At 55.0% G+C, this 3,526-nt stretch carries 5 protein-coding genes; 1 reads left to right on the top strand and 4 read right to left on the bottom strand.

Features of this window, described 5'->3' with window-relative positions; translation table 11 throughout:
- The coding region (locus tag WA354_RS00895) for a hypothetical protein (protein ID WP_472811123.1) at positions 1-211 on the bottom strand (211 nt) is incomplete at its 3' end.
- 257 nt (positions 212-468) lie between these two features.
- Between WA354_RS00895 and WA354_RS00900 the strand changes: the two genes are divergently transcribed.
- Entirely contained in the window at positions 469-747 is a 279-nt protein-coding gene (locus WA354_RS00900; RefSeq protein WP_472811124.1) for a hypothetical protein, read from the top strand.
- Positions 748-906: 159 nt separating this feature from the next.
- Here the strand turns inward: WA354_RS00900 and WA354_RS00905 are convergent, their stop codons facing one another.
- The 3 genes from WA354_RS00905 to WA354_RS00915 form a co-directional block, all read right to left on the bottom strand.
- Positions 907-1,353, bottom strand: coding sequence for a hypothetical protein (locus tag WA354_RS00905; protein ID WP_472811125.1), 447 nt, complete (start codon positions 1,351-1,353; stop codon positions 907-909).
- 388 nt (positions 1,354-1,741) lie between these two features.
- Complete coding sequence (locus WA354_RS00910; protein WP_472811126.1) at positions 1,742-2,278, bottom strand: ATP-grasp domain-containing protein; 537 nt, start codon at positions 2,276-2,278, stop codon at positions 1,742-1,744.
- Between the two features lie 565 nt (positions 2,279-2,843).
- Positions 2,844-3,526, bottom strand: a 683-nt coding sequence (locus WA354_RS00915) for a glycoside hydrolase family 88/105 protein (protein WP_472811127.1), incomplete at its 5' end; no start/stop codon positions are given.

Below are 3,526 nucleotides of genomic sequence, written 5' to 3' on the forward strand. Positions count from 1 at the left end.
GGTTTGCAAGGGTCGTCCCGAATGATTGATTCGCGGTGGCTGCGATTTGCGAGAATGCTTTGCCAATGCTCGTTGCAAGCAGGTGCCCCCCGGCTACTGAAGCGAGGGCCAGCATCATAGCGGCCAACAGGTACTCGACTGCGGTTGCTCCCTCTCGGAGCTCTCTTGCCCTTCGCAATAAGAAATAGAGTCTGGAGAAAAAGCGTTTCATAATTCCTCCTCGGTCAACAACCCTGGTCGTTGAGTCGAGCTCCCGAGATCGGTCGATTCCGCATTCTGTGGATATATGTGATCTAAAGACAGTGATCGTATCAAAGTGGTCCATTCTCCGCAATCTCACAATCCCACATCGGATTCCGTGAAAAGCGCTCAGCGGTAATCAGCGCGCGGTTACTGTAAACGTATGTGCTTGGATTCTCGCTGCGGCGTGTTTGCTGCTTCACTTATTCGCGTTTGGGGATGACGGGAATGCCCATCGCAGAGCCGCACATGCGCCTCTGGATTCTCCTCTGCTCCGACCTCGCACTCCGCTCAGGCGCTGCAGCGCGCCTCTGTCCCGAACACCGGGACCCAATCAGCGGACTCCTCGCCTTCACCACAAAGTTCGGCGCGAAACTTCGCTTGCCTGTAACGAAAGAAATCGAAGCCCTGCTCCGTACGTGCGATCTCGACTCGCCCGGGAACCGCTCGACTGAGAGTCAGTGCTTCACTGGGATCGCATGGAGCTTCTTCATCGCGGTTCCGTAATTGCCCAGGTGGTAGACGGACGCCCCCACGGGTGAAAACGTGAAGGAGGCGAACGGCTCAGCCAGCATCGCATCCAGGAACTCCCTGGTGCCAAGTCCGATTGTGACGTGAGGGCTGAAGTGTGCGCCGCTGTGCTCGGGAACAAACACTCGAACGTATTCAATCAGGGGGTGCGACGATGTCAGGATCTTCCGGGGTCGTTACGAATGCGGCCGCCGTGCCATTCGGGGCTTCAAAAGGTGCTTCCGCATCAATCAGCTTCTGCTGCAGCCTTAACAGGTCAGGGATCGGCTCGATTACGATGCCGCCAAGCCCGAGGGGGCCGGATGGAATGTAGTAGTACTTGAACGCTTTCAGCTTCCAGCTTGCCGGGTCTTCTTCTGCGAAGACTTTGTCGACAGCGGCATAGAGATTGTCGAGCTGATCGGTGTAGACATACCGCTGAAGCATCGAAACGTGCGGTGCGTGTATACCTCCCAGTGTGTATCCCTTGGGAAAATTCTTGAGCAAGCGGGCATTGTCGGCCGTCGCCCGCTCAATCATCGTCGCATCAGGTTCCAGCACCGTGTCAATGGCCGTAATCGATCTCTCTGGTGTTTTCGTCATTGTCGCTTGTCCTTTCCCTGTCTCTTGACTGGTGATGACACCCGTTGATGCAGCGACAACCGCTAAGCCTGAGATTCCAATGATGGAAAAGAGTCTCGACTTCATTGAAAACACCTCGCAAAAGGATGTGGAGGGCAGACATTTTGCGTGCACTGAAAAACAGATGAAAATTGTTATTTGACTTTTGCTCCGTCTTCAACTGTCAGATGTGACAGCCGCGCGTCACAGAAAACACCTCGCAAGGAAGGTGCGGCAGGTGCACGATGGACGACTTGGCGTCGATTGCCCCCACTCGGAAGTTTCATCTTGATCAACTGGTTATTTCTGGGCGGTAATCCAACCGGGCTCTTCGGAAATAAGGAATCGCGGCTTCTTCCTCTCACCCTCGCTAGCGAAAGTGTCTTATGAAAGAGAAGAAATAAGGTGCAAGGCTTCCGCCGAAGCGAGGATTGATTTCCAGCAGAAACGGCTGCCCCTTCGCCACTTTGTAATTCACGCAATAAAGTCCTTCGAATTGGATCTCCCGCAGTACCCGCGCGAACAAAGCCAGATAGGGGCAACGATGAACGACTAAGAAAAGAGCGGCATCTTGTCCTTTAATCGGCGCGTCGCTGGCAAATTCATATTTGATGTTCAGTGCCTTAACAATTCTGCTGTCAACAAACAGGATGTGCGTCGCGAACTCCGCGGTTCTCGGTATAAGTTCTTGGCAGAAGTATCTGGGATCAGTGATGCGGTTGAGTTGCGCCTCTTCGTCGCCGCAGTTGCGGATGATGTAACAGCCCTTCCCCCACGAACTGATACGCTCTTTCAGGATGTATGGGGTCGTTAGCGCCACTCCCTGCGTCACTTTTGGGATGTATTCGCCGAATCCGGCTTTGATGAGCGCCAGGTTAGACTCGTACTTATCATCACAAAGACGCACTGATTCCTCAGACGCAGTGGAAATGCATTCTTCTGTAGCGGGGAACGCCGACGAGCCTCCTCCAGGGCGGGTAGGCTCAGGGGCACCACAATGTCATATCGTCGGAAACTATCCTCGGTTATCGATCCAAAGTCAACCTAGTGGGGCGAGCGCCGGAATCCGCTCTTAATCTCGTCTATCAACTCGGGCTTTCCGGAACACAAAATCTTCTTGGCGTCCCCTAAAGAGAGCAATGCCCAGAGCTTCTCAGATTTCACATAGAGGTGATTTCTGCGCCAAGCCATCTTCACGCGCAGCGCGGCCAAGGTTATGGGAGCCCAGCCCAAGATAGCCACACGACGCAGCGACAAACGACTTACACTCCATGAGAAATGCTGACACGGTAGCACGCGGAATTGGCTCAAATGTCATACGACTTTCGTTCGCGGAACCTCGACGAAGCCAGGCCAGAAACGCTTGTTTACCGAACTTGTGGGTTCCGGTCGGGTCATGGGCTACTTCGTTAGTTACCACTCCGTAACGTCGCTCCTCAGAATTACAGTCGCCAATTCACCGCAGGCAGCTTCTATTTCTCCAGCAGTGCTCGCGCGGCCCACAGCACAGGCGCCTGCCCGTGAAAATCCCCGGTCCGTCTCGGCCGCGCCATGTAGTAGTCGTAGCTGTTCTCCTTGTTCGTGCCCGCGCAGACATTGGTTACGTCCGCGTTCTGATCTATGAATCCCGCAAGGGCAATCCATCCTCGCCGTGCAACTGGCCCAAACGTCTCCTCCGCAAGCCAACCATGACGCACACCTTCGATCATGGCGAAGGTGAACATGCCGGTGGATGAGCTCTCCTCCCAGGCCTCGGGATGATCGATCAGTTGCCGCCACGTGCCGTCCGCGTTCTGGTTCCTGGCAAGTTCCGCCATCATCTTGCGATACGAGTCTAGAATTTCCGCTCTCAACGGATGGTCCTGCGGCAGTGAAAGCAACATCTCCGCCATGCCTGCGGCGACCCAGCCATTGCCTCTGCCCCAGAAAAACGGCACGTCCGCGGCGTGAAAGAAAAGCCCGTTCGGCTGCTGCAGCTTGCGCAGATACGCAACCATCTCATTCGCAGCGCGGTCCAGATATTTCGTATCGTTGGTCGCGCGATAGGCTTCAAGTTGCAGGATCGTGATCATGTACATGTCATCGATCCAGTAGCGTGTCTCGCCCGAGAGGCCGTCTGGCTGAGGCTTGCTCCACTGACGGTCAGCGAAGCGCA

Source organism: Occallatibacter sp. (assembly GCF_049802275.1).
Lineage (GTDB): Bacteria > Acidobacteriota > Terriglobia > Terriglobales > Acidobacteriaceae > Telmatobacter.